Origin of the sequence: Pseudomonas grimontii (genome assembly GCF_007858185.1) — a bacterium.
Lineage (GTDB): Bacteria > Pseudomonadota > Gammaproteobacteria > Pseudomonadales > Pseudomonadaceae > Aquipseudomonas > Aquipseudomonas grimontii.
Genome location: NZ_VFES01000011.1, coordinates 212,470 through 233,239, shown reverse-complemented (window position 1 = coordinate 233,239; position 20,770 = coordinate 212,470). Strand labels below are relative to the sequence as shown.

General features: G+C 62.0%; 14 protein-coding genes and 1 riboswitch. Of the genes, 11 read left to right on the top strand and 3 right to left on the bottom strand.

Annotated elements, in window-relative coordinates; translation table 11 throughout:
- The first annotated feature begins 1 nt into the window (after position 1).
- The 3 genes from FIV39_RS18660 (at position 2) to argR (ending at position 3,075) form a co-directional block, all read left to right on the top strand.
- The gene (locus tag FIV39_RS18660) at positions 2 to 1,114 is read left to right on the top strand and encodes a succinylglutamate desuccinylase/aspartoacylase family protein (RefSeq protein WP_090400458.1); all 1,113 of its coding nucleotides are present in this window, start codon (positions 2 to 4) and stop codon (positions 1,112 to 1,114) included.
- A 27-nt stretch (positions 1,115 to 1,141) separates the two neighbouring features.
- Entirely contained in the window at positions 1,142 to 1,906 is a 765-nt protein-coding gene (locus FIV39_RS18655; protein ID WP_090400457.1) for an ABC transporter ATP-binding protein, read from the top strand.
- 188 nt (positions 1,907 to 2,094) lie between these two features.
- Complete coding sequence (gene argR / locus FIV39_RS18650) at positions 2,095 to 3,075, top strand: transcriptional regulator ArgR (protein WP_090400456.1); 981 nt, start codon at positions 2,095 to 2,097, stop codon at positions 3,073 to 3,075.
- A gap of 18 nt (positions 3,076 to 3,093) precedes the next feature.
- On the opposite strand, the gene FIV39_RS18645 is transcribed toward argR, so the two are convergent.
- Positions 3,094 to 9,018 (bottom strand): dermonecrotic toxin domain-containing protein, encoded by a 5,925-nt coding sequence (locus FIV39_RS18645; protein WP_090400455.1) that lies wholly within the window; start codon positions 9,016 to 9,018, stop codon positions 3,094 to 3,096.
- A gap of 303 nt (positions 9,019 to 9,321) precedes the next feature.
- Between FIV39_RS18645 and FIV39_RS18640 the strand changes: the two genes are divergently transcribed.
- The 7 genes from FIV39_RS18640 to astE all read left to right on the top strand — a co-directional run bounded on the left by FIV39_RS18640 (position 9,322) and on the right by astE (position 17,150).
- Complete coding sequence (locus FIV39_RS18640) at positions 9,322 to 10,542, top strand: aspartate aminotransferase family protein (RefSeq protein ID WP_090400454.1); 1,221 nt, start codon at positions 9,322 to 9,324, stop codon at positions 10,540 to 10,542.
- Between the two features lie 196 nt (positions 10,543 to 10,738).
- Positions 10,739 to 11,758: an arginine/ornithine succinyltransferase subunit alpha gene (gene aruF / locus FIV39_RS18635; protein WP_090400453.1), complete on the top strand. Its 1,020-nt coding sequence runs from the start codon at positions 10,739 to 10,741 to the stop codon at positions 11,756 to 11,758.
- A gap of 52 nt (positions 11,759 to 11,810) precedes the next feature.
- Entirely contained in the window at positions 11,811 to 12,836 is a 1,026-nt protein-coding gene (gene astA, locus FIV39_RS18630; protein ID WP_027607767.1) for an arginine N-succinyltransferase, read from the top strand.
- Positions 12,833 to 14,302 (top strand): succinylglutamate-semialdehyde dehydrogenase, encoded by a 1,470-nt coding sequence (astD, locus tag FIV39_RS18625; protein ID WP_167361140.1) that lies wholly within the window; start codon positions 12,833 to 12,835, stop codon positions 14,300 to 14,302. The genes astA and astD overlap by 4 nt, the downstream gene beginning before the upstream one ends.
- A 156-nt stretch (positions 14,303 to 14,458) precedes the next feature.
- Complete coding sequence (gene astB / locus FIV39_RS18620; RefSeq protein WP_090400451.1) at positions 14,459 to 15,805, top strand: N-succinylarginine dihydrolase; 1,347 nt, start codon at positions 14,459 to 14,461, stop codon at positions 15,803 to 15,805.
- A gap of 38 nt (positions 15,806 to 15,843) precedes the next feature.
- Positions 15,844 to 16,134 (top strand): topoisomerase II, encoded by a 291-nt coding sequence (locus FIV39_RS18615; protein WP_090400450.1) that lies wholly within the window; start codon positions 15,844 to 15,846, stop codon positions 16,132 to 16,134.
- Between the two features lie 11 nt (positions 16,135 to 16,145).
- Entirely contained in the window at positions 16,146 to 17,150 is a 1,005-nt protein-coding gene (gene astE / locus FIV39_RS18610) for a succinylglutamate desuccinylase (protein ID WP_090400449.1), read from the top strand.
- On the opposite strand, the gene FIV39_RS18605 is transcribed toward astE, so the two are convergent.
- Both FIV39_RS18605 and FIV39_RS18600 read right to left on the bottom strand, forming a co-directional pair.
- Positions 17,147 to 18,640, bottom strand: a complete 1,494-nt coding sequence (locus FIV39_RS18605) for a M91 family zinc metallopeptidase (protein WP_090400448.1) — start codon at positions 18,638 to 18,640, stop codon at positions 17,147 to 17,149. The two genes, astE and FIV39_RS18605, sit on opposite strands and share 4 nt — an antisense overlap.
- A gap of 142 nt (positions 18,641 to 18,782) precedes the next feature.
- Positions 18,783 to 19,289 (bottom strand): 6,7-dimethyl-8-ribityllumazine synthase, encoded by a 507-nt coding sequence (locus tag FIV39_RS18600; protein ID WP_090400447.1) that lies wholly within the window; start codon positions 19,287 to 19,289, stop codon positions 18,783 to 18,785.
- A 113-nt stretch (positions 19,290 to 19,402) separates the two neighbouring features.
- Positions 19,403 to 19,572, bottom strand: a riboswitch (FMN riboswitch).
- Positions 19,573 to 19,763: 191 nt separating this feature from the next.
- Between FIV39_RS18600 and ltaE the strand changes: the two genes are divergently transcribed.
- Entirely contained in the window at positions 19,764 to 20,768 is a 1,005-nt protein-coding gene (ltaE, locus tag FIV39_RS18595; protein WP_090409780.1) for a low-specificity L-threonine aldolase, read from the top strand.
- Positions 20,769 to 20,770: the final 2 nt, after the last annotated feature.

The window sequence follows — 20,770 nt, the reverse complement described above, 5'->3', positions numbered from 1 at the left end:
TATGGAACGTATCGATCACCTGTTGCCCTGGGGCCACCTCGGCTGCGAGCGCCAACTGAGCGTGTTCCGTTTCGGCAGCGGCGAGCGCAAGGCCTATATCCAGGCCAGCCTGCACGCCGATGAATTGCCCGGCATGCGCGCCGCGTGGGAGCTGAAAAAACGCCTCGCCGAACTTGAAGCGCAAGGTGCCCTCAACGGCGTGATCGAGCTGGTGCCAGTGGCCAACCCGATGGGCCTGGGGCAGTTGCTGCAAGGCAGTCACCAAGGCCGTTTCGAAGTGGGCAGCGGTAAGAATTTCAACCGCGATTTCGTTGAGTTGAGCGAGCCGGTGGCCGAGTTGCTCACAGGCAAGCTGGGGGATGACCCTCACGCCAACGTGCGCATGATTCGCCAGGCGATGACCGATGTGCTTAACGCATTGCCCGAGCCGAGCAGCCAGTTGCAAGGCATGCAGCGCATCCTGCTGAGCCATGCGTGCAGCGCCGACATCGTCCTCGACCTGCACTGCGACGCCGAAGCCGCGCTGCACATGTACGCACTGCCCCAGCACTGGCCGCAGTGGCGTTCGTTGTCGGCGCACTTGAATGTGAAAGTCGGTTTGCTCGCGGAAGACTCCGGCGGCAGCTCGTTTGATGAAGCTTGCTCGTTGCCGTGGCTGCGTCTGTCCCGCGCGTTCCCCGACGCGCAGATCCCACTGGCCTGCCTGGCGACGACGCTGGAGTTGGGCGGTCAAGCCGACACCGGCCGTGACGAAGCGATCTTCCACGCCGAAGGCATCCTCGCGTTTCTCGCCGAACAAGGCCTGATCAAGGGGCAATGGCCGGCGCCGCAATACGAACCGTGCGAAGGCGTGCCCTTCGAAGGCACCGAATTACTGTTCGCGCCCCACGCCGGGGTGATCAGTTACCTGCGTAAAGCCGGGGACTGGATCGAGAAGGGCGAGCCGATTTTTGAAGTGATTGACCCCCTGGAAGACCGCGTGAGCACGATGTGCGCGGGCACCTCGGGGGTGTTGTTTGCCGTTGAACGGCTACGTTATGCCCAAGCGGGTTTCTGGCTGGCCAAGGTGGCGGGGCGCGAAGCGCTGCGTCACGGGCGCTTGCTCAACGACTGACCACCTGTTTTTGTGAGAACCGACCGCATGTACAAACTTGAAGTCCAAGACCTGCATAAACGCTATGGCAGTCATGAAGTGCTCAAAGGCGTGTCCCTGGCCGCCGCGGCCGGTGATGTGATCAGCATCATTGGTTCCAGTGGTTCGGGCAAAAGTACCTTTTTGCGCTGCATCAACCTGCTGGAGCAACCCCACGCCGGCAAGATCCTGCTCAATAACGAAGAGCTGAAACTGGTGGCCAACAAGGACGGCGCCTTGAAGGCCGCCGACCCTAAACAGCTGCAACGCATGCGCTCGCGCCTGTCGATGGTGTTCCAGCATTTCAACCTGTGGTCGCACATGACCGCGTTGGAAAACGTGATGGAAGCCCCGGTGCACGTGCTGGGCATGTCGAAAAAAGACGCCCGTGAAAAGGCCGAGCACTACTTGGCCAAAGTCGGCGTGGGCCACCGTAAGGATGCGTTCCCAGGCCATATGTCCGGTGGCGAGCAGCAGCGTGTGGCGATTGCCCGTGCCTTGGCGATGGAACCGGAGGTGATGCTGTTCGACGAACCCACCTCGGCCCTCGACCCCGAGTTGGTGGGCGAAGTGCTCAAGGTGATGCAGGACCTGGCCCAGGAAGGCCGCACCATGGTGGTGGTGACCCACGAAATGGGCTTTGCCCGTGAAGTGTCGAACCAGTTGGTGTTCCTGCACAAAGGCATCGTGGAAGAGCGTGGCAACCCGCGTGAAGTGCTGGTCAACCCGCAGTCCGAGCGGTTGCAGCAGTTCCTGTCCGGCAGCTTGAAATAGTTTCCCTGTGGGAGGGGGCTTGCCCCCGATAGCGGTGTATCAGATCCACATGTACTGGCTGACACACAGTCATCGGGGGCAAGCCCCCTCCCACATTTGGATCTGCGTTGTTTTTGAGCTTTGTGTTGGTTTACGGGCTAGCATTGGCCTTTGTCTTCATTACTGTTACTCGCTTCGGATAGCACTCCATGACCGCCCATAAAATTGGTTTCCTGATTTGGCCCAGCACAAAAGCACTCACGCTTGCGCTGGCTGAGGAGGCCTTGCGCGTTGCTCAGCGGGTGCATCCGGAGGTGGTCTACGAGCTGTCGTTTCTGCTCGCCGAGCCGGCCACCGACGGCGCCTGGCAACTGCCGGGCGAGCCGTGGGCCGGTAAGCTGGAAGGCTTCCAGAAACTGTTCCTGCTGGCGGACGAGCCGCCTGCCGTGATCGCCTCGCAACTGAGCACGGCCCTCAAGCAACTGGTGCGGGCTGGTTGTGTGATCGGCGGATTGTCGGCCGGTGTGTACCCGTTGGCGCAGCTCGGCCTGCTCGACGGCTACCGCGCCGCTGTGCATTGGCGTTGGCAGGATGATTTTGCCGAGCGTTTCCCCAAGGTCATCGCCACCAGCCATCTGTTCGACTGGGACCGTGATCGCCTGACCGCCTGCGGTGGCATGTCGGTACTCGACCTGCTGCTGGCGGTGCTGGCCCGTGACCACGGTGCCGAACTGGCCGGTGCGGTGTCGGAAGAACTGGTGGTGGAGCGCATCCGCGAGGGCGGCGAGCGCCAGCGCATCCCGCTGCAAAACCGCCTGGGTTCCAGCCATCCGAAGCTGACCCAGGCGGTGTTGCTGATGGAAGCCAATATCGAAGAGCCGTTGACCACCGACGAAATTGCCCAGCACGTGTGCGTGTCGCGACGACAACTGGAGCGCATCTTCAAGCAGTACCTCAATCGCGTCCCCAGCCAGTATTACCTGGAACTGCGCCTGAACAAGGCCCGCCAGATGTTGATGCAAACCAGCAAGTCGATCATCCAGATCGGCCTGTCCTGCGGCTTCTCCTCGGGGCCGCACTTCTCCAGCGCCTACCGCAACTTCTTCGGCGCCACGCCGCGTGAAGACCGCAACCAGCGGCGCAGCAGCAGCCCGTTCGAACTGTCGTCGGTACCCTCCGAGCGCGGCTAGCCGTCGACAGCCCCTGGCTTATTCCTCCATCGGCGGTGGCGTGCCGGGAGGTGTCAGTGGGTTGCCTTGTGCATCCTCCATGGCTGCTTCCACCCCCAGTTCATTACCCGTTTGACGAAAGTAGCGGCGCAGCAGCTCAAGGCTTTGCGCGGACAGTGGGTTACCGCTCAGGTCGGAATCGTCGAAGAGGGGCCGCGGCATTTCCAGCAGGTCGGTGTGCAGGTGCTCAATCGAGTTGTCACTCAAGTCCAGCACCTGCAGTTGCGTCATGCCAAACACGCCCGCAGGGACTTCGGTGAGCCCGCAGTTATGCAGGTAAAGGGTCTGCATGCGTGCCAGGTTGCGTACATCGGGTGTTATGCCCAGCGGGTTATCGCTCAGGTCCAGGTACACCAGGTTGCTCATCTGCGCCAGTTGCCCGGCGCTGCGAGGGGTCAGGCGGATACGGTTTTCCGGCAGCCCCAGCTCGCGCAGCGCGTTCATGCTGAAGATGGGCTCGGGAATATCCGCCAGGGTGTAGCGCTCGATGATCAGGTGCCGCAGGTTCGGGAAGCGCCTGAGCAGTCCATCGGCGTTCAGGTTGCTGCCTTCGCCGATCAGTTCGATCAGGGTCACGTGATCGAAACGCGCCCTCAGTCGAGGCATATCCCCCAATAGTTGAGCGTGGAACACCAGTTTGTACGTGTGGTAGGGCGGCGTGCCGGATTCGTCGACCTCGATTTCCCGGCGCCAGCAGTGTTCAAGCAACGTCTTGAACTGCATGCGCCGCAACTGCTCTTCGGCGCGCGTGCCGGCATCCAGTACAACATCCAGCAGTGGGTCGCGCAGGGGGATGTTGAGCGCCCATTCCTGAAGGTCGGCACGCAGCTGTTCGTACTCGATACCCAATTGGATGATTTCGCTGGCAGCCGCATCAAGGTCCCCTGGCAATTGGAAGTAGACGCGCCCGATCTCGGCGTCCGCGAGGTTCGGATAAAGCGCCTTGAGCCTTTGCAGCTCGGCAGGTGGAGGGCTGGCCATCCAATGCTGCTGGACGCTGGGGTAATGGTTTTTTATCTGGCGCAATGCCTGGCGCGAAAGCGGGTTGGCGCGCAGGTCGACGCCCGCGATGCGGCGGGCCGGCAAGGCAAAGGCGGCGTCGGGAATCTCCTGGATCGCATTGTGGCTGAGGTCCACCTGCCGCTCGGGTGCCGTGGTGGACAGCAGGTCGGAGGGAATCTCGGTCAGTCCCGTGTTGCGCAATGACAAATGGGAAAGCTGGGCCAAGCGGCTGGTGTCGGGTGCGAACCCCAGCGGGTTTTCGCTCAGGTCCAGGTGTTCAAGGCGTGACATCCCGGCCAGCGTGTTGGCGCTGCTGGGGCTCAATCGCAACGCATTGTGGTTGAGGCGCAGCCTGTTCAATTGTTGCAGCTTCGCGATGTCGAGTGGGAACTCGGTGAGGGTGAAGCGCTCGATGGCCAAGCGTTTGAGGGCCGGAAACGCTTGCAGGAACGCCGCAGGTTGCAACGGGCCGCCGCCCCCTCGCAGGGTCAGGGAAGAGACATGCTTGAACGGCGTGGGCAGGGTGGGCAAGGCGCCGCTGATCGGCCTTGAGAGTGTCAACTCATAGCTCGCTGGGGTGCCATTTTCATGCTCGGCCAAAGGCAGCTCCTGGCGCCAACCTGCTTCCATATCCTCGCGCAAGAGGTCGCGAGCCACGCGTTCCGCCGCGCTCACGTTGACGTCATTGGCCCACGCGAGCAAAGTTGCGCGCATTCCCTGGTAGTCGGTTTCGAGGCGGTTGAGCGCGACCTTGCCGGCTTGCAGGTCGCCAGGCAGGGCGAAGATGAAGCGATTGACTTCGTCGGTGTTCAAGCTGGGGTAAAGCCGCCTGACCTGCTCCGCGTCTGCGGGGTCGGCATCGATGTCCCAATATTTGCCGGTGTTTTGAAAGTAGGTTTTTACCCGCGCCAGCGAGAGGGGTGAAATGGGGTTGCCGGAGAGGTCGAACGTATCACTGGCGCTTGCGGGTAAATTGAACAGCTCGTCGGGCAGTTCGCGGATCTGATTGTTGGGCAGCAGCACCAGGTCCAGGTGCGTACGGCTGAGTAATCCGCGGGGCAGCTCACGAATGCCGGTGTTGCTCAGGTCCAGGTATTGCAGGTTCTGCATGTGCTCGACATTGGGCGCTTGCTGCAGCGGGTTGTTATAAAGATCCAGGGTAATCAAGCGGGTCATGCGGCTCAGTGTCATCTGGTCTTCTGTGGTCAGGGCCAGGTTGCAATCGCTCAGGATCAGCTCGTTGAAGTGAGGCATCGAAGCGACGGCGCCAGGGAACTCCTGAAGCGCGACTTTTCTGATGATCAGTTGGCGCAGCCTTGGGAACTGCTGGACAAAGGCGTTGACGTTCAGCGGCAAGTAATCGCCGGTCAGCTCCAGCAGCGAAATGTGCTCGAAGCGCGCGCTGAGCCTGGGCAGTTCGCCGCTGATGGGGGTGAGCAGCCTGAGCATTTGCCCGTTGGAGGTGGGGGGGTCGAAGTGATTGTCCACCTCGGTTTCCTGGCGCCACGCCCGGCGGATTTCCCGAGCCCAGTGGGCCCGGTTGCGCGCGGCATATTCATACGCCTGGCGACTCAATGGCGCTTCTGTTTCAGGGTGGAATCGAGGCGGGTTGGCTTCCCAGACAGCCAGGTCCATGTCCATTTTCATGTATTCGTTTTTCAACGAAACCAGCGTGGCTTGCGCGCCGCCCGGCCGGCGCTCGAGGGTTTGCACCAGGTCGCGGATTTGCTCGGCGGACAGCGACGGCAACAGGTCGTGGGCACGCTGTTGCAGGGAAGGCTCACCGCTGGGGCCCGGTTGTGGATCATCGGCGGCACGGTAGCCTTCCATGCCGCCGCGCAAGCGCATGGCGCTGGGGTCGTAGGTCGGCTTGAATGACGGGTTGGCGTCGAGCAAACGGCGCAGCGCCCGACGGTCCATGGCGTGCTCGGCAATCGCCTGTTGGAGGCGCGGGCCTTGGCCGATATGGATGTTCAGCGAATCGCGCGAGGCATCGGGAATCGCCTGGAGAATAGCCGTGTAGAAATCGGTCCGGCCGAACAATGTACTGCTGTGGTCTTGCGGGACGTAATCGCCCTGTGCGGTGGCGATGATCGTTCTTTTGATCGCTGCGTCTTCAGCCCCGATGGCGTCCAGTAACGCGCCATCGATTCTGTATTGCCTGACCTCAAGGCGCACGTTGCCCAGCCAGCCCGGCAGGTTTTCCAGTGAGTTCAGGGCAAGCTGGTGGGTGTCCGGGCTTTCGACGGTGTCCAGGTACAGGCCTTCATAGGCGCGCGTGGTTCGTACTTCGTGTTGCGCCCATTCGGCCAGCTCGACGAGGCGCGCGGGCACCCTTGCCTGATCAATCGCCCGCAGCTCCTCGCCACTGGCGTCGGCCAGGATCTCCTCGGCGACGCTGGTGGGCAGGCCGGGATTGGGGGCCGCATCAATCAGTTTTTGCACACGGGCGTCGCGGGCACGCTCCAGCCCACGATAGTGCGCGTCGAAGAGTGAAAATCGTTTGTCCTCGGCTATCCGTGCCAGTCGTTTCCTCAACACGTTCGCGCGGGTTTGCGAAGACTCAGGCGGGGTACCGAAAGGTTCCTTCAGCAAGGTTTTGCGCTCGGGTTCATCCAGGCTTTCGATGAGGGCGCTCAGCAGGTTGCCATTTTTCAATTGCGCTTCGTGGATCTGCACGACACCCGCATCGTCAGGCCGCTTGAGCTCCCAGGCGGTGTTGCCCTTTGCATCCAGGAACCGCAGGGTCTTGGTCTCTGGCCACAGCCCGTAATTGGTCAGCAGTTGCAGTTGCAGCTGCGGATCGGCCTGTTGATACAGCGCGGGATCGTCGCTGCCCATTTGCAGGATGAAGTCTTGCAGGTGCTGGTCGATCTTGATGCGCTTGAGGGTGTCGGCCAGCAACGGCGGGGGTGTCTGCTGGGTGACGTGCATTTTACGCAGGGCGTTATCGTGGGTGTCGCTGATGCGGCGAGCCTGCTGCAATCGCGCATCGCTGATGCCGTCGGTTGTGTAGCCGAGGCGGCGCATCAGGGTGGTGCTGTCCCAGCTGAGCGGACGCTCCAGTTCCGTCACCCAGGCACCCTGGCCGTTGGTCAGGACCTGGGGGCGATAGGCGTCGGTTCGGTTGGGGTGGCGAAGGGCGTGGCGACCGCTCGCGCTGTCGGTATGCAGCACATATGGGTCATCGCCCAGACGCAGAACAGACTGGCCACGGTGACGATGCAGGCCCAGTTTGTTGGGCTTGGCGTCCGCCGGCAGTGTCAGGTCATGGCGGTAGGCGGCGGTGTCCGGCTGCCAGAGGCGGGCTTTGCCGCTGGGGCGCGTCACCGGTTTGAGGCGGTCGATAAACTGCAATAACTCGGCCGGCAGCGCCGCCCGCAACAGCCCTTCGGCAATCGGTGCGCCAACGGCAAACATGCCTAGCTGGACCAGTTGCTCCAGAAAACTCATGGCATGCCCGAGCGCTTGGCGGGGCAGGCCCTCGGTCCAGTCGATAATGCCTTCGAACGCGTCGTCGAGCATTTGGTAAGCGGTGTAACCGAGCATCAGCGCGCCTAATGGCGGGATGAAGGGCATGGCAATGAGGGCGACAATTTGCAGCAGGGTACTGCCGATTTTCTGGATGACGGCCCAGCGCTCCCAACGAGCCTTCTGATCAACGCTGGCGGTGGACACGGCCCGGCTGCGTGCGTCGTTGATCAACTTGCTGAGTTTCATCTGGTGAAGGTGGTCAAACAGCTCGCCGCTGATTTTGAGTGGGCGAAACTGCAGGTTGGGTTTTTCGACGGCGGTTTCGCGCCATGAGGGCAAGGGGTCGCCCGGGGTGTGCGGGTGCCAGGTTACCCGGGTGAGGCGCTGGTTGAGACCTGCGAAAAACGCGCCCAGGTCTTGGTGGTCGACGAAGCGGATGAAAAAACGCTGGTACTCGGGGTCGCGCAGTTTTTCCACCAGGGCGCTCACGAACGCCTGGCTGCTGGCGTACTGCTTGACCGGGTGCTGCGGATCGTCGGGGATGTACACGATCACCGGCAGCACCACGCGACTGGTCGCCAGGTTTTCGCAAAATACGACGATGCCGGTAAGGCGCGTCGACATGACCACCAGCTCATGGCATTGCATGGGCTGGCAGCCGTTGGCAGACACGTCAGTGATCAGGTTGTACACGGCGTCATAGCCGGTCTGGGGCAGGTCGTTTTTTATCCGGGCCATGTACAGCGCAAGCTTGAGTGCGGTGAGTTGGCTGTCGATGACTTTGTAACGCAGGCTGGCCCTGGCCACTGGGTTGTCCCGGCCCAGGTATTCGTTGAGATAGCGTTGGTATTGCCCACCGATGTCCAGTTGGCGACACAGTGTGGCGAACTGCGGGATGCTGATTTTTGCCTGGATGGCCGGTAGCGGCGCGAAATGCCCGGCCGCCGTAGGCTGTGTGGTGAAGCCGGAGCTGGCCTCATAGGCACCGGCCTGGGCTTCGGAGGGCTCGAAGTTGTGCAGGGCCGCGTCCAGCAAGGACACGGACCAGGTCCGCGCCGCGCCGGGCTTGACCGTGAAACCGGCGACTGTCAGCGGGATATACAGCTGCAGGTAGGTGGTCCTCACATTCGCGTCGACCCCGTACCGCTCGGCAAGCGCCTGCTGCAGGCGTTCGGCACCAAATTCCTCGGGGCTTTTAAGTTCGGCCATGGCGCTGTCTACCTGGTTCTGGGCAGTCCAGGCCTGGCTGTTGAGGTACTTGAGTTGGTTGTGCTGCGCCTCGCTGGTGTTTTTGTACCAGTCGGCAAAGACCGGGGCGTGGTTGGCCAGGGCCGTGCGTTTGTCGGCGGCGGCGTTGCCGAGCCATTGTGGCAGGGCGTTTTTCAGGATTTGGTAGGGCAAAACGGTGGTTTCTGGCTGAGTGGCCATGGGGTCGGTCCTTGACGGATTAGGGACGCGCAGCAAAACAGTTTGGGCGCCGAGGCAGGCGGTACACAGTTAGGGGTGTGGGGAATTTGCACGCGACCAACGATGAGCCTGCCCACGGCGCGTGCGCACGGTTTAAACTGCGCCATTGCGACGCTATTTGTCGCATTGGCGTAAACCCGCCAAAAACGCGGGTTGGCGCTATAAGAAGTTGTCGCTTGGCGGCAAGGCCGCTCTGAAAACTGTCCTTACAATCCCTGCATCGCCCGCCAGTTCCAGGCAGGCGTTCCTCTTCAGGAGACTCCGATGTCCGTTGAGCAAGCCCCGGTGCAACGTGCCGATTTCGACCAGGTCATGGTTCCCAACTACGCACCTGCCGCATTCATCCCCGTGCGTGGCGCAGGTTCGCGCGTCTGGGACCAGGCGGGTCGCGAGCTGATCGACTTTGCCGGCGGCATCGCGGTCAACGTGTTGGGCCACGCCCACCCGGCGTTGGTCGGTGCGCTGACCGAACAGGCCAACAAGCTGTGGCATGTCTCCAACGTGTTCACCAATGAGCCGGCCCTGCGCCTGGCCCATAAGCTGATCGACGCCACGTTTGCCGAGCGTGTGTTCTTCTGCAACTCCGGCGCCGAAGCCAACGAGGCCGCGTTCAAGCTGGCCCGTCGCGTGGCGTTCGACCGTTTCGGCAGCGAGAAGTACGAGATCATTGCCGCGCTGAACAGCTTCCACGGCCGTACCCTGTTCACCGTTAACGTCGGTGGCCAGTCGAAGTACTCCGATGGTTTCGGGCCTAAAATCACCGGCATCACCCACGTCCCCTACAACGACCTGCAAGCGCTGAAAGCCGCCGTGTCGGACAAGACCTGCGCCGTGGTGCTGGAACCGATCCAGGGCGAAGGCGGCGTATTGCCGGCCGAACTGGCTTACCTGCAAGGCGCCCGCGAACTGTGCGACGCCAACAATGCCCTGCTGGTGTTCGACGAAGTACAGACCGGCATGGGCCGCAGCGGCCACCTGTTTGCCTACCAGCACTACGGCGTGGTGCCCGACATCCTCACCAGCGCCAAGAGCCTGGGCGGCGGTTTCCCGATCGCGGCGATGCTCACCCGTGAAGACCTGGCCAAGCACCTGGTGGTCGGTACCCACGGCACCACCTACGGCGGTAACCCGCTGGCGTGTGCGGTGGCCGAAGCGGTCATCGACGTGGTCAACACGCCAGAAGTGCTGGCCGGCGTCAACGCCAAGCACGAGCTGTTCAAGGCGCGCCTGGAGCAGATCGGCAAGCAGTACGGCATCTTCACCGAAGTGCGCGGCATGGGCCTGCTGATCGGTTGCGTATTGAGCGATGCGTTCAAAGGCAAGGCCAAGGACGTGTTCAACGCGGCCGAGAAAGAAAACCTGATGATCCTGCAAGCCGGCCCGGACGTGGTGCGTTTTGCGCCGAGCCTGGTGGTGGAAGACGCGGACATCAACGAAGGCCTGGATCGCTTCGAACGTGCGGTAAAAACGCTGACCCAAGCCTGATAACTACACCTTCTGCCGGCCGGACTGGGTCAAAAATGTGGGAGGGGGCTTGCCCCCGATAGCAGTCTGTCAGTTGATACATCCGGTGACTGATGCACCGCTATCGGGGGCAAGCCCCCTCCCACATTGGAATATGGTTGTTCCAGCGATGTCCGGTAATTTTCCCCTATGAGTTTTCGAGTTAAGGAGTGACACCATGCTGGTGATGCGCCCCGCGCAAATGGCTGATCTGGGCGAGGTACAGCGTCTGGCTGCGGACAGCCCGATTGGTGTCACCTCCTTGCCGGATGATGTTGAACGCCTGAGCGATAAGATCGCCGCCAGCGAAGCGTCCTTCGCGGCCGAGGTGAGTTTCAACGGTGAAGAAAGCTATTTCTTCGTGCTCGAAGACACCGAGACCGGCAAGCTTGTCGGTTGCTCGGCCATCGTCGCCTCGGCCGGTTACTCGGAGCCTTTCTACAGTTTTCGTAACGAGACCTTCGTGCACGCCTCCCGCGAGCTGAAGATCCATAACAAGATCCACGTGCTTTCCCAGTGCCACGACCTCACCGGCAACAGCCTGCTTACCAGTTTCTACGTGGTGCCTGAGCTGGTCGGTTCGCCGTGGTCGGAACTCAATTCCCGTGGCCGCCTGTTGTTCGTCGCCAGCCACCCCGAGCGTTTTGCCGATTCGGTGGTGACCGAGATTGTCGGCTACAGCGACGAGAACGGTGATTCGCCGTTCTGGGACGCCATCGGGCGCAATTTCTTCGACCTCAACTACGCCGCCGCCGAGCGCCTGTGCGGGCTGAAAAGCCGTACGTTCCTCGCCGAGCTGATGCCGCATTACCCGATCTACGTGCCGCTGCTGCCGGACGAAGCCCAGGAAGCCATGGGCCAAGTGCACCCGCGTGCGCAGATCACCTTCGACATCCTGATGCGCGAAGGTTTCGAGACTGACCACTACATCGACATCTTCGACGGCGGCCCAACGCTGCACGCACGGGTTTCGGGCATTCGCTCGATCGCCCAGAGCCGCGTGGTGCCGGTGAAGATCGGCGAGATGGTCAAGGGTGTCGGCCGCCAGTACCTGGTGAGCAACGCGCAGTTGCAGGATTACCGCGCGGTGATGCTGGAGCTGGACTACGCGCCCGGCAAGCCGGTGACCCTGGACCTGGCAACGGCCGAAGCGCTGGGCGTTGGCGAAGGTGCCAGCGTACGACTGGTTGCGGTTTAAACACAGAGTTTCGCGGGTGGCTGCCAAACAGCGGCCCGTCTGAGGAGATAGCATGATCGTTCGTCCCGTACGCAGCAGCGATTTACCGGCCCTGATTGATCTGGCGCGCAGTACCGGCACCGGCCTCACCACCTTGCCGGCCAACGAAGAGCGCCTGACGCATCGGGTTGGCTGGGCGGAAAAAACCTTTCGCGGCGACGCCGGGCGCGGGGATGCCGACTACCTGTTCGTGCTGGAAAACGACGAAGGTCGCGTCGTGGGGATTTCCGCCATCGCCGGAGCCGTCGGCCTGCGCGAGCCCTGGTACAACTTCCGGGTCGGCCTGACGGTCAGCGCCTCCCAGGAACTGAATATCTACCGTGAGATTCCGACGCTGTTTCTGGCCAACGACCTCACCGGCAATTCCGAGCTGTGCTCGTTGTTCCTGCATGCCGATTACCGCAACGGACTCAACGGCCGCATGCTGGCCAAGGCGCGCCTGCTGTTTATAGCCGAGTTCCCACAGCTGTTTGGCAACAAGATCATCGCCGAGATGCGTGGCGTGTCCAACGACGCCGGGCGTTCGCCGTTCTGGGAAAGCCTGGGCCGGCACTTCTTCAAGATGGAATTCAGCCAGGCGGATTACCTCACTGGCGTGGGCAACAAGGCATTTATCGCTGAGTTGATGCCCAAGTTTCCGTTGTACAGCTGCTTCCTCTCCGAAGACGCGCGCAACGTGATCGGCAAGGTCCACCCGGACACCGAGCCGGCGCTGAGCATGCTCAAGAGCGAAGGTTTCAGCTACCAGGGCTACGTCGATATTTTCGACGCCGGCCCGGCGGTGGAGTGCGAGACCGCCAAGATCCGTGCGGTGCGCGACAGCCAGTCGCTGGTGTTGGCCATCGGCACGCCGGGGGACGACGCCACGCCGTTCCTGATCCATAACCGCAAACGCGAAGATTGCCGCATCACCGCCGCACCGGCGCGCCTGGCGGCAGGCACGCTGGTGGTCGATCCGCAAACCGCCAAGCGCCTGCAACTGGTGGTGGGTGATCAAGTGCGTGCCGTACCGTTGTCTGCTGCTCGGGAGTCGAAATAATGAATTCGCTGTATATCGCAGGTAGCTGGCTGGCTGGCCAGGGTGAACTGTTTGAATCGCGTAACCCGGTGACCCAGCAGGTGCTGTGGGCCGGCAATGGCGCCACGGTCGAGCAGGTCGAGTCGGCCGTGCAGGCCGCGCGCCAGGCGTTCCCGGCCTGGGCCCGGCGCCCGCTGGAAGAGCGCATCAGCGTGCTGGAAGCCTTCGCCGCGAGCCTGAAAAGCCGCGCCGATGACATTGCGCGCTGCATCGGCGAAGAGACCGGCAAGCCGCTGTGGGAGTCGGCCACCGAAGTCGCCAGCATGGCCAACAAGATCGCGATCTCGGTGCAAAGCTACCGCGAGCGTACCGGCGAGAAGAGCGGCCCCCTGGGCGACGCCACCGCCGTATTGCGCCACAAGCCCCACGGCGTGGTGGCGGTGTTTGGTCCCTACAACTTCCCGGGGCACCTGCCCAACGGGCATATCGTCCCGGCGTTGCTGGCGGGTAACACCGTACTGTTCAAACCCAGCGAGCTGACCCCGAAAGTCGCCGAGCTGACCGTGCAGTGCTGGATCGACGCCGGTTTGCCGGCGGGCGTGTTGAACCTGCTGCAAGGCGCGCGGGAAACCGGCATTGCGTTGGCCGCCAACCCTGGTATCGACGGCTTGTTCTTCACCGGTTCCAGCCGCACCGGCAATCATCTGCACCAGCAGTTCTCCGGGCGCCCGGACAAGATCCTGGCCCTGGAGATGGGCGGCAACAACCCACTGGTGGTGGACGAAGTGGCCGACGTGGATGCGGCGGTCTACACCATCATCCAATCGGCGTTTATCTCTGCGGGCCAGCGTTGCACCTGTGCCCGTCGCTTGCTGGTGCCGGAAGGCGCCTGGGGCGATGCGTTGCTGGCGCGGCTGGTGGCGGTGAGTACGACGATTGAAGTCGGCGCGTTCGACCAGCAACCGCCACCGTTCATGGGCTCGGTGATTTCCCTGGCAGCGGCGAAAGCCTTGATGGACGCCCAGGAGCTGATGTTGGCCAATGGCGCCGTGGCGTTGTTGGAGATGACCCAGCCACAGGACCAGGCCGCCTTGCTGACCCCTGGCATTATCGACGTGACCGGCGTGACCGAGCGCGAAGACGAAGAACTGTTCGGCCCGCTGTTGCAGGTGATCCGCTACGCTGATTTCGCGGCGGCGATTGCCGAAGCCAACAACACCCAGTACGGCCTGGCTGCGGGCTTGTTGTCCGATTCCGAAGCGCGTTACCAGCAATTCTGGCTGGAAAGCCGTGCCGGCATCGTCAACTGGAACAAACAGCTGACCGGCGCCGCGAGCACCGCGCCATTTGGTGGGGTAGGGGCTTCGGGCAACCATCGCGCCAGTGCGTATTACGCGGCGGATTATTGTGCGTACCCGGTGGCGTCGCTTGAAACGCCAAGCCTGGTGGTCCCGGCCACGCTAACCCCCGGCATTACGCTGATCTAAATGTGGGAGGGGGCTTGCTCCCGATGGCGGTGTGTCAGTTGATGAATCAGGTGACTGATCCACTGCTATCGAGGGCAAGCCCTCTCCCACAGGGGTTCAGTGGTGTATTCAAGTAATTTGAAGCCTATAAAAACAGATGTTCGTGGAGCCTCGCCGATGAAATCCTATGAAGTCAATTTTGACGGTCTAGTGGGGCCGACCCATAACTACGGCGGTTTGTCCTTTGGCAACGTCGCATCCCAGAGCAACAGCCAGCAGCATTCCAACCCCAAGGAAGCGGCGTTGCAGGGCCTGCAGAAAATGAAGGCCCTGATGGACATGGGCTTTGTGCAAGGCGTGCTCGCCCCCCAGGAGCGCCCGGACGTAGCGGCGTTGCGCAACCTCGGTTTCAGTGGCACCGACGCCCAGGTCATCCAGCAGGCGGCTAAACAAGCCATGCCGTTGTTGGTCGCCAGTTGCTCGGCATCGAGCATGTGGGTAGCCAACGCCGCCACCGTCAGCCCAAGCGCCGACACCGCCGATGGCCGCGTGCATTTCACCGCCGCCAACCTCAATTGCAAATACCACCGCAGCATCGAACACCCGACCACCAGCCGCGTGCTGGGGGCGATGTTTGCCGACCAGAAACATTTTGCCCACCACGCCGCGTTGCCGGCGGTGGCGCAGTTCGGCGACGAAGGCGCGGCCAACCACACGCGTTTCTGCCGTGAGTATGGCGAAGCGGGCGTGGAGTTTTTCGTGTTCGGGCGCAGCGCGTTCGATCCTCGTTACCCGGCCCCCCAGAAGTACCCGGCGCGCCAGACCCTGGAAGCCTCCCAGGCCGTCGCACGCCTGCATGGCCTGAAGGATGAAGGCGTGGTCTACGCCCAGCAGAACCCGGTGGTGATCGATGCCGGCGTGTTCCACAACGACGTGATCGCGGTGGGCAACGGCGAGGTGCTGTTCTATCACGAGGATGCGTTCCTCAATACCGAACAGATGCTGGCCGAGTTGCAGGGCAAGTTGGGCACGCTGGGCGGCAACTTCCAGTCGGTGTGCGTGCCGCGTGCCCAGGTCAGCGTCGAGGACGCGGTGCGCTCCTACCTGTTTAACAGCCAGTTGCTGACCCGCGCCGACGGCTCGATGCTGCTGATCGTGCCGGAAGAATGCCGCGCCAACGAGCGCGTATGGCATTACCTGCAAGGCCTGACAGCGTCCGCTGGGCTGATCCGCGAAGTGAAAGTCTTCGACCTCAAGCAAAGCATGCAGAACGGCGGTGGCCCGGCGTGCCTGCGCTTGCGTGTGGCCCTGAACGAAACGGAGCTGGCAGCGGTGAACCCAGGGGTTATCATGACCGCGCCGTTGTACGACACACTGACCCAATGGGTCGACAAGCACTACCGCGACAGCCTGCGCGAAACCGACCTGGCTGACCCGCAATTGCTGCTTGAGTGCCGGACGGCACTGGATGAACTGACGCAAATCCTTAAACTGGGCTCGGTTTATCCTTTCCAGATCAATTAACGCCACCTCTTTTTACACCCTATGGCTGAGAATTATTTATGACCACCGACACCCTGCAACTGATCCTTGAAGACACCGACGGCACCCAGCTGGAAACCTCCTGCACCCGCGTCGCCGTGGTCTGGCAGGGCAAGGAAATCTGGATCCAGCACGACGGCCGTGGCCAACTGCTGATCGGCGTGGACGTGGAAGAAGGCGACTCCGAATACGCCAACCTGCTGATGCGCCCACTGGCCACCAACCTGATGAGCCTGCAGCTGGAAATGGAACCGGCCGACGTTGACGGTGATGACGACGATCACGTCCACGGCCCAGGCTGCAACCACTAAGGAAGCTGCGTATGCTCGCCCTTGGCAAACTGCTTGAACTGACCCTCGCCGGTCGCGAACCGGCGCAAAAAATTCAACTGACTGTCGACGGCGTGCAGATGCGCTGGCTCAGCGAGGGCGCACTCGAAGTGCGCCCGCCGCAAGCAACGGACAATGGCCGCGACCTGCTGCTGTCGTCCGGCATCCATGGCAACGAAACCGCGCCGATCGAATTGCTCGACCGCCTGTTGCATGGCATCGCCCGTGGGGAGGTCAAGCCCCGCACCCGTATTCTGTTCCTGTTCGGCAACCCCGAGGCCATGCGCCGCGGCGAGCGTTACCTTGAACTGGACATCAACCGGCTGTTCAACGGCCGTCACGAAAAAAACATCGGCCCCGAAGCCATGCGCGCCGCCGAGCTTGAACAGTTGGCCCGCAGCTTCTTCAGCCAGCCTGGCCGTTCGCGCCTGCATTACGACCTGCACACCGCCATTCGCGGCTCGAAGATCGAGCAGTTTGCGCTGTACCCCTGGAAGGAGGGGCGCCAGCACTCGCGCCACGAGCTGGCGCGCCTGAACGCTGCCGGCATGCAAGCGGTGCTGCTGCAGAACAAGGCCTCGATCACCTTCTCGGCATTTACCTACGAGCAACTGGACGCCGAGGCCTTCACCCTGGAGTTGGGCAAGGCGCGGCCGTTCGGGCAGAACCAGGGGGTGGACGTGTCCCGCCTGGAAACGCGCCTGAAGCAGATCATCGAAGGCACTGAGCCGGCCACCGAGAGCCTCGATGGCCTGCAACTGTTCGCCGTCTCCCGTGAAGTCATCAAGCACAGTGACGGGTTCCTGATGCACCTGCCGCCGGACGTGGAGAACTTTTCACCGTTGGCCAAGGGTTACCTGCTGGCCGAAGATGTCGCCAAGACCCGCTGGGTGATCGAGGAGGAGGGCGCGCGCATCATCTTCCCTAACCCGAAGGTGAAGAATGGTTTGCGGGCAGGCATCCTGATCGTGCCGACCACCGAGCAGGGGCTGGCCTAGAGCGCGTACTGCTTGCGCAGGGGCAGCCCTAGCTCCTGGCGTAGCCCGTTTTCACTGAACGCGTGCGGGTTGGTGTTGGTGCTTGGGGTGGTGGGGTCTGCGTCAAAGTCGAAGGGCGGGGCCGTCGTCGGCAGGCCGACCGCTTGCAGTTCCGAGTTGGGTATCGGGTTTCGCGGCTTGTTACCGTCAATGCCATCCGGGCTCATACCCTCCAGCTTGGTGCCGCTGATGGAATTGTAGGCATGGCAAAGTTCATGGAACAGGTTGATCACACTGGGCGTTCCCGGGACGATATCGGTGGTGTTGTACCAGATTTTGCCACCGTAGGACGGACTTCCCCGCTTACCGTTTTGGATGTAGGACAAATCGGCGGTGTTCTGGTCTGGCACGAACAACCCGTTGGGTTCGGGGTAAAACTCATGGATTGTGACCGGTTGCCCGCTGACCTGGGCGGCCTGCTCCAACTCAACCAGCAGCCGTTGACCGGTGGGGGAGCTGAGCAGAAAGCGCAAGTCGTCGTTGACCCGCTCCACGAATTGCGCGCCGCCTTGGATGGCAATTCCACTGTGAGCCACGGCCTTGGGTTCGAGATGGATTGCATGGGAAGCCAGTACGCCGGCAGGCAAGTCTTCGGGAATGCCCGGGTGCATAAACAGGGCGCAATCCACCGTGAGGTTGCTTTTCACGTTGAAGTAAGTGATGTCGTTGGCCTTGAGGCCGGTCACATCGTTGAGGCCATCGCCGGTGTAAATCACATTGCTGCCGGGCCCGGCCTTGATCCGGTCGTTGCCGCCCGCACCGATGAGAATGTTGTGCCCTGCGCCGCCCACAATATGATCATTCCCTGTGCCCCCATCGATATAGCTTGAACCGCGGCCACCGCTGATGTCGTCATTGCCGGGACCTCCGTACACCGTCATGTGGATATCCTGGTACCCGTGGACTTCATCGTCGCCTTCGCCTGCCTCGATGTGGCAGCGGCCGTTGATGGCCGAGATGAAGTCATTTCCCGGCCCGGTATCCAGGCTGGCGTTCTTGGCGGCGCTGAGCACGCGATCATCCCCGGCGCCGCTGAGGACAAACACCGGCACGATCACGTCATCGTCAAGGTGGATACGGTCATTGCCACCCTGGGTATTGAGCACCAAGGTCTGGGTGCGCCAGTTCAGGGTGATTTCGTAGCGCGGCTGGTTGATCTGCACGGTCAGCGTCGATAACGCACCCGCAGGCGGGGACGTGGCGAAGATGTTCACCGTGTCAGGCTGGTCGAAGGTGGTGATGCACAGCTGATCGACGCCTTCGACCTTGAACAGCTTGCGCTCGATCCGCACATTCTCGTCTTCAAGGATTCTATGTACTTCGATAAGGTCCGACCCGCCGGGGCGCTCGCCCATTTGATCGTAGCGGGGGTTGCCAGTCAGGATGTTCGCGTCAATGACGTAGGTGCCGTCGGCGTTTCTGGGGGGATGAAGGGTGGGCGTTGAATTCATGTCGCGTGACCTCTGGTTTCAGGCAAGGATTGAGGTCCTTACTTAATAAGAGGTGGGCGTGGTCCAGGCGGTAGATATACACGTGCCATAAAAAAATGCCCCGGCAAGCGAGCTTGTCAGGGCATTTTTATGCGTGAGCGGGTCAGACGGCGAGTTTTTGCTCGCTGCGACGGATCGCCCGCACCTTGTGCAGGGTGTCGGCGCACGTACGCGCAGCTTCCTGGCCCTTGTGCACGAAGTGATCGTGGAAGAACGCGTGGTGCTCGCTGCCGGCATGGAAGTGATGCGGCGTCAGGGACACCGAGAACACCGGCACTTCGGTTTCCAGCTGCACCTGCATCAGGCCGCTGACCACCGATTGGGCGACGAATTCGTGACGATAAATCCCGCCGTCCACCACCAGCGCGGCGGCAACGATACCGGCGTAACGGCCGGTCTTGGCCAGCAGCTTGGCGTGCAGGGGCATTTCAAAGGCGCCGCCGACTTCGAAGAAATCGATGTCCGATTCCTGGTAGCCCTGGGCGAGCATTTCGGCGAGGAAGCCTTTGCGCGATTGGTCGACAATATCCTTGTGCCAGCAGGCCTGGATAAACGCGACGCGCTCGCCGTGATGGTTTTTGCTTTTGCTGTCGATTGCGGTGGGTTGCATGTTCTGACTCCTGTTTAAGAAAAAAACAGGGCGTTATGAATCGAATGGGATTTAAGGGTACGAACCGCCGAGTCATGCAGGCATGCGCTCAGCGTGCGGCCCTTAGGTGCCAATCCCGTTCTCTCTTCATCCGGACTATGACCGTCGGCCCCGGGATCACACCGGGTCTGCTGACCTTGTCGCCGTCCTGCGTGAGCAGTTCGAGGCGCCAAGCGCTCGCGGGCTATGCACATTGCGTGCAATTACCGCCGGTGGGGAATTGCACCCCGCCCTGAGAACGTTGCCACCAGAACCCTGGTGGCGGAGAGTTTTTAACATGGTTTTTCATAAACTGCACGAGCGCCGTATCGATAAGCTATATCGGTTTGTTTGGTTGGTATTCGATTGAGAACGCGTGGGGCTTGATATTCCGTGGCTTTGCCCGCAGTAATCATCCTCATAAGAAGCTTAATGAACCCATTCGAGGCTTGTTTCATGTCTGTGATCGACCTGCGCAGCGACACCGTGACCCAACCCACCCCTGGCATGCTCGACGCCATGGCCACCGCCGTCAGCGGTGATGACGTCTACGGCGAAGACCCCAGCGTCAACCGCCTGGAGGCCGAGCTGGCCAAGCGCCTGGGCTTTGCGGCCGCGCTGTTCGTGCCCACCGGCACCATGAGCAACCTGCTGGCGCTGATGGCCCACTGTGAGCGTGGTGAGGAATACATCGTCGGCCAGCAGGCGCACACCTACAAATACGAAGGCGGTGGTGCGGCGGTGCTGGGTTCGATCCAGCCGCAACCGCTGGAAGTGCAGGCGGATGGCTCCCTCGATCTGAACCACGTGCTCGACGCCATCAAGCCGGACGACTTCCACTTCGCCCGCACCCGCCTGCTGGCCCTGGAAAACACCATGCAGGGCAAGGTGCTGCCGCTGGACTACCTGGCGAAGGCGCGGGCGTTTACCCGCGAACATGGCCTGGCCCTGCATCTGGATGGCGCGCGAATCTACAACGCGGCGGTCAAGCTCGGGGTCGATGCGCGGGCGATCGCCCAGCATTTCGACTCGGTGTCGGTGTGCCTGTCCAAGGGCCTCGGTGCGCCGATCGGCTCGGTGCTGTGCGGCTCCACGGCGTTGATCGCCAAGGCGCGTCGTTTGCGCAAGATGGTCGGTGGTGGCATGCGCCAGGCCGGTTCCCTGGCGGCGGCGGGGCTGTACGCCCTGGACCACCAGGTGCAGCGCCTGGCCGACGACCATGCCAATGCGCAATGGCTGGGCGATGAATTGCGCAACGCCGGTTACGCGGTGGAGCCGGTGCAGACCAACATGGTCTACGTGCAGATCGGCGACCGGGCAGAGGCCTTGAAGGCGTTTGCCGCCGAACGTGGGATCAAGTTGAGTGCCGCGCCGCGCCTGCGCATGGTGACGCATCTGGATGTGAGCCGGGCGCAGATCGAGCAAGTGCTCAAGGCATTCGTCGAATTTTCGCGCAAATGAGC

Bases quoted from the DNA above. Each gene is read 5' to 3' on its own strand.
- FIV39_RS18660 (WP_090400458.1), top strand. From the start codon at position 2: ATGGAACGTATCGATCACCTGTTGCCCTGGGGCCACCTCGGCTGCGAG.
- FIV39_RS18655 (WP_090400457.1), top strand. From the start codon at position 1,142: ATGTACAAACTTGAAGTCCAAGACCTGCATAAACGCTATGGCAGTCAT.
- argR (WP_090400456.1), top strand. From the start codon at position 2,095: ATGACCGCCCATAAAATTGGTTTCCTGATTTGGCCCAGCACAAAAGCA.
- FIV39_RS18645 (WP_090400455.1), bottom strand. From the start codon at position 9,018: ATGGCCACTCAGCCAGAAACCACCGTTTTGCCCTACCAAATCCTGAAA.
- FIV39_RS18640 (WP_090400454.1), top strand. From the start codon at position 9,322: ATGTCCGTTGAGCAAGCCCCGGTGCAACGTGCCGATTTCGACCAGGTC.
- aruF (WP_090400453.1), top strand. From the start codon at position 10,739: ATGCTGGTGATGCGCCCCGCGCAAATGGCTGATCTGGGCGAGGTACAG.
- astA (WP_027607767.1), top strand. From the start codon at position 11,811: ATGATCGTTCGTCCCGTACGCAGCAGCGATTTACCGGCCCTGATTGAT.
- astB (WP_090400451.1), top strand. From the start codon at position 14,459: ATGAAATCCTATGAAGTCAATTTTGACGGTCTAGTGGGGCCGACCCAT.
- FIV39_RS18615 (WP_090400450.1), top strand. From the start codon at position 15,844: ATGACCACCGACACCCTGCAACTGATCCTTGAAGACACCGACGGCACC.
- astE (WP_090400449.1), top strand. From the start codon at position 16,146: ATGCTCGCCCTTGGCAAACTGCTTGAACTGACCCTCGCCGGTCGCGAA.
- FIV39_RS18605 (WP_090400448.1), bottom strand. From the start codon at position 18,640: ATGAATTCAACGCCCACCCTTCATCCCCCCAGAAACGCCGACGGCACC.
- FIV39_RS18600 (WP_090400447.1), bottom strand. From the start codon at position 19,289: ATGCAACCCACCGCAATCGACAGCAAAAGCAAAAACCATCACGGCGAG.
- ltaE (WP_090409780.1), top strand. From the start codon at position 19,764: ATGTCTGTGATCGACCTGCGCAGCGACACCGTGACCCAACCCACCCCT.